The organism is Acidovorax sp. HMWF018 (assembly GCF_003061035.1).
Lineage (GTDB): Bacteria > Pseudomonadota > Gammaproteobacteria > Burkholderiales > Burkholderiaceae_C > Acidovorax > Acidovorax delafieldii.
This window is the reverse complement of the sequence record NZ_QAIM01000277.1, coordinates 1-4,631: the sequence shown is the minus strand read 5'-3', so window position 1 is coordinate 4,631 and position 4,631 is coordinate 1. Positions and strand designations below refer to the sequence as shown.

The window sequence follows — 4,631 nt, the reverse complement described above, 5'->3', positions numbered from 1 at the left end:
CTAGTGGATCATGCGCTGGCAGCTATCAAAAAAAGAGCGACCCTGGGGGCGCTCTTTTTGTTGGGTGCGGGGTTGAGGTGCTTTGCTATGCACCGGCCCGTCGGCGGTGGGCCTGCGCTGGCTCAGGCCTTCTTCACCTCAATGTGGTACAGCCCCCAGGGGCACAGGCCAAAGCGTTCCTTCACGGGCTTGTCCTTGAAGGCGGGCAGCACGTCGGCGTCGTACACGGCCCACTGCGGGCCCAGGCCGCCCAGGGCCATGGGTTGGCCGTCGATGTGGGTGGCGACGATCATGCGGTAGGCCTGGGCGTCGGCCATGCTGATGTTGACGTTGTAGCCGTCCACCGCGCGCAGGCCCAGTTGCACGGGGCTGCCCGCGGCCACACCGGCGGCGGCCAGCACGGTTGTGAGCAGGGGGCCCTTGAGCGTGTGGGGCTTGCTGTCGTATTCGAGCGTGGGCTTGATGGTGACTGCGGGCATGCGCGCCAGGGCGGCGGCGTCCAGCGCGAAGGCCTTGTCAAACTGGATGCCGTGTTTGCCCATCATCTGGTCGATGGTGGTGTCCAGCGCGCCGCGGTTGGACTGGGTGATGGCGCCGCTGATGGTGAGCAGCGTGGGGCCACTGGGGGCCTTGGCTGGCGTGGCGGCGTGGCTGCTGCCCGTGGCCGTCCACAGGCCAGCCAGGCCCATGCCGGAGGCGACGAAGTTGCGCTTGTTCATGCTCATGGGAGGGTGCTCCTTGATGGAAATCAGGGGCGCATGGTAAGCGCAAGCGGTGCTCCCCGCCACGCAAAAAGTGGCACGGGGTGTGGCTGCGGCGGCGGGGGTTGTGCGTGTCAGGCCGCCTTGTCGATCGCGAAGGGGCGCAACACGTTTTTGAAGCTGCGGTCCCACAGGGGCGCCACTTGCGCGGGGCCGTCGAGCACGCCCAGTTGCAAAAAGGTGTCGGCCACCGCCTGGTGGCCTTGCACCACGGCGTCGTCCACGGGGCGCAGGTCGTAGTCGGTGCTGCGGCTGTTCCACAGCTCGATCAGGTCGCCCACGGGCACGCGGGTTTCGGCGGACTGGGCCCGGGCGTAGTCCAGGTAGTTGCCGTTGGCCCACTGGTAAGCGCGGCGCAGGCGCAGCAGGTAGTCGCTGATGGCGGCGTGGCGCGCGGGGTCGTCCACCGCGCGCGGGTTGGCATAGATGGGAAAGTTGCCCGACAGGTAGCCCACACCGGTCTTGATCACGCGGGCGCCGTAGCGCAGCCGCGCCAGCTGGCCGTTGTAGCCGTAGATGGCCCAGGCATCAAGGTCGCCCCGGTCAAAGGCCGACAGCCCATCGGCGGGGGTGAGGTTGATGGCCGTGATGTCGGCAAACGACAAGCCCGCTTCGGCCAGCTGCTTGCTCAGGTAGTAATGCGAGGTGGTGGCGCGCACATAGCCCACGCGTTTGCCTTTCAGGTCGGCAATGCGCTGGATGGGGGCATCCTTGCGGGCCAGGGTGACCTGGTTGTTCAGGTCTTCGCGCACCACGGCAATGAAGCGCACCTGCGCCTTTTGCCGGGCGGCAAACAAGGCAGGGATCTCGCTGCCCGAGCCCAGGTCCAGCGCGTCGCCGTTCAGGGCCTCGATGTGCAGCACGCCGTTGTTCAGCTCGCGCCATTCGATGCGGTAGGGCGTGTTGCCCTGGCCCGATGCGGCGATCAGCGCGCGCCACAGGCCCTTGTAGGTGCCAACGCGCAGCGTGACCTTGGACAGGTCGGGCGTGCCGGGCGATGCCGCCAGTGCGGGCATACCCGCTGTGGCCGCCCATGCGGCGGCGCCCAGGCCGGTTTGGAGGAGATGGCGGCGGTTCAGTGAAGGAGGGGTATGGGGCATGGCAGGCTGGTGTGTGGATCGGTGTGTCGAGCCACAAGGTTCCAACAAGCCCGGCGGCAGCGCAAAGACCATTGCGTAGCATCGATATGCGGCAAACGCAGCACCCACCGTGGTGCATGCGAAAACCGCATGTGGTCACGCGGATTTCTTCGTTGGCGCGGGGCGGGGGCGCCCCTATGGTGGGCGGGTTCGTTTCTCTTTCGTCCACCTCACCGATCTGGAAAGCCGCCGCCCATGTCTGCCGTCCTCAAGCCCCTGCCCGCCACCGACCTCGCCCGCAACCCCACGCCGCAGCGCAAGGACTGGTTTGATGCGCCCAGCCCGCGCCCCACGGTGCAGGCCGAGCGCCGCTACCGGCAGGAGAACCTGGCCGTGGCCTTTCGGCTGTTTGCACAGCAGGGGTTTGACTACGGGCTGGCAGGCCACATCACTGCGCGCGACCCGGAGTGGACGGACCACTTCTGGGTGAACCCGCTGGGCGTGCATTTTTCGCAGATCAAGGTGTCCGACCTGCTGCTGGTGAACGCGGCAGGCGAGATCGTCATCGGCCAGGGCCCGCTGAACCGCGCGGCGTTTGCCATCCACGCGGCGTTGCACGAGACGCGGCCCGACATCATTGCTGCGGCCCACACCCATTCCACATACGGCAAGGCGTGGTCTGCGCTGGGCCGCAAGCTCGACCCGCTGACGCAGGACTCGTGCATCTTCTATGAAGACCACGCGCTGTTCGACGACTTCACGGGGGTGGTGCTGGAGACGGACGAGGGCTTTCGCATTGGCAAGGCGCTGGGGGCGCAAAAGGCTGTGATCCTGCAGAACCACGGCATCCTGACGGCGGGGCCGTCGGTGGAGGCGGCGGCGTGGTGGTACATCGCGCTGGAGAACGCCTGCCAGGCCCAGCTATTGGCCGAGGCGGCGGGCACGCCCCAACCCATTCGCCATGAGATCGCGCAGCACACGCATGCACAGATCGGCGGGCCCGGCGGCGCGCAGTTTGCCTTCAGGAGCATGTTCGACATCCTTGTGCGGCAGCAGCCCGAGGTGCTGCAATGAACGCGCCGCTGACCTGGGGGCAGGTGGCGCGCACGCTGGCGGTGGAGTTCGCCGAGCGCGCCGTGGCGCACGACCGGGACGGGAGTTTTCCGCACCAGAACTTTGCCGACCTGCAGCAGGCCGGCCTGCTGGCGCTGGCCGCGCCGCGCACGCTGGGCGGGCAGGGCGCGTCGGCCGCGCAATTGGGCGAGGTGATTGGCGCGGTGGGCCAGGGCTGCCCGGCCACGGCGCTGGTGCTGACCATGCAGTACATCCAGCAGCGCGGCATGGGGCGGCCTGGCTCGCCCTGGCCGCAGGCGCTGGCCCGGCAACTGGTGCACGAGTCGCACAACGAGGTGTCGCTCATCAATGCGCTGCGCGTGGAGCCCGAGCTGGGCTCGCCCGCACGCGGCGGCCTGCCTGCCACAGTGGCGCGGCACACGGCCGAGGGCTGGCGCATCAGCGGGCACAAGGTGTATTCGACCGGCGCGCCCATCCTGCGCTGGTATGTGGTGTGGGCCCGCACCGATGAGGAGGTGCCGCGCGTGGGCTCGTTCCTGGTGCGGGCCGGTTCGCCCGGCATCCGCATCGACGCCACCTGGGACCACCTGGGCCTGCGCGCCAGCGGCAGCCACGATGTGATCCTGCAGGACGTGCTGACCCCCCACGACCACGCGCTGGATGTGCGCCTGCCGCAGGACTGGGCCCGTGGCGAGCCCGCCATGCTGGCCGAGATGACGGTGATGCTGGGCGCTCTGTACACCGGCGTGGCCCGCGCGGCGCGCGACTGGGTGGTGCGCTTTCTGCGCGAGCGCACGCCCGCCAACCTGGGCGCACCCCTGTCCAGCCTGCCGCGCGCCCAGGAGGCCGTGGGCCGCATCGAGGCCCTGCTGCTCACCAACGACCGGCTGATCGCCAGCGTGGCGCATGACCTGGACACCGGCACCCTGGTGCCAGCGGTGGACAGCGGCCTGGTGAAAACCGTGGCCACGCAGAACGCCATCGACGTGGTGCAGGCGGCGCTGCAGCTGTCCAGCAACCACGGCCTGGCACGCAAAAACCCGCTGGAGCGCCATCTGCGCGATGTGCTGTGTGGCCGTGTGCACACCCCGCAGGAGGACAGCGCCCACATTGCCGCAGGCCGCCGCGCGCTGGGCCTGGGCTGAGACGATGAGAACGGATACGCCATGAATGCCGTGCTGGCCCCCCGCCCCCTGGTGGTGTTGAACCAGACCGGTGCCGAGGCCGATGCCCTGGTGGCCGCTGCGGGCTTGCCCGTGGCCCTGGCCGACGATGCCGCTGTGCCTGCCTGGGAGCGTGCCGCTGATGCCGATGTGCTGTTCACCGGCCCGCGCAATGGCTGGCGCATTGCGCCCGCGCAGCCCCCGGCGGGCTGGCCGGGGCGCCTGCAGTGGGTGCATGTGGCATCGGCGGGCATCGACTTCTTTCCGCCGTGGTTGCTGCAGGTGCCGCTGGTGACATGTTCACGCGGTGTGGCGGCAGTGCCCATTGCCGAATATGTGATCACGGCGCTGCTGGCACACCAGCGCGACTGGGACATACTGCGCGTGCAAGGGGCAGACCCATGGCGTGAGACCTTTGCGCGGGTGGACCAGCACCTGCCCGGCACCCTGCAGGGCCGCACGCTGGGCATTGCGGGCTATGGCGCCATTGGCCGCGCGGTGGCCGTGCGTGCACAGGCGCTGGGCATGCAGGTGGTGGTGCTGCGGCGTGGGGG

5 protein-coding genes are annotated in these 4,631 nt (G+C 69.1%); 3 read left to right on the top strand and 2 right to left on the bottom strand.

Annotated features, from left to right (window positions below; all coding sequences use genetic code 11):
• Nucleotides 1-122: 122 nt before the first annotated feature.
• Entirely contained in the window at nt 123-719 is a 597-nt protein-coding gene (locus DBR23_RS10430) for a molybdopterin-dependent oxidoreductase (RefSeq protein ID WP_108498203.1), read from the bottom strand.
• Nucleotides 720-835: 116 nt separating this feature from the next.
• Nucleotides 836-1,861: an ABC transporter substrate-binding protein gene (locus DBR23_RS10425; protein WP_108498202.1), complete on the bottom strand. Its 1,026-nt coding sequence runs from the start codon at nt 1,859-1,861 to the stop codon at nt 836-838.
• A 234-nt stretch (nt 1,862-2,095) separates the two neighbouring features.
• Between DBR23_RS10425 and DBR23_RS10420 the strand changes: the two genes are divergently transcribed.
• From DBR23_RS10420 to DBR23_RS10410, 3 genes are all read left to right on the top strand, one after another.
• Nucleotides 2,096-2,914, top strand: coding sequence for a class II aldolase/adducin family protein (locus tag DBR23_RS10420; protein ID WP_108498201.1), 819 nt, complete (start codon nt 2,096-2,098; stop codon nt 2,912-2,914).
• Entirely contained in the window at nt 2,911-4,059 is a 1,149-nt protein-coding gene (locus DBR23_RS10415; protein ID WP_108498200.1) for an acyl-CoA dehydrogenase family protein, read from the top strand. Before DBR23_RS10420 ends, DBR23_RS10415 begins: the two co-directional genes overlap by 4 nt.
• A 21-nt stretch (nt 4,060-4,080) precedes the next feature.
• Nucleotides 4,081-4,631, top strand: a 551-nt coding sequence (locus DBR23_RS10410) for an NAD(P)-dependent oxidoreductase (protein ID WP_304466205.1), incomplete at its 3' end; no start/stop codon positions are given.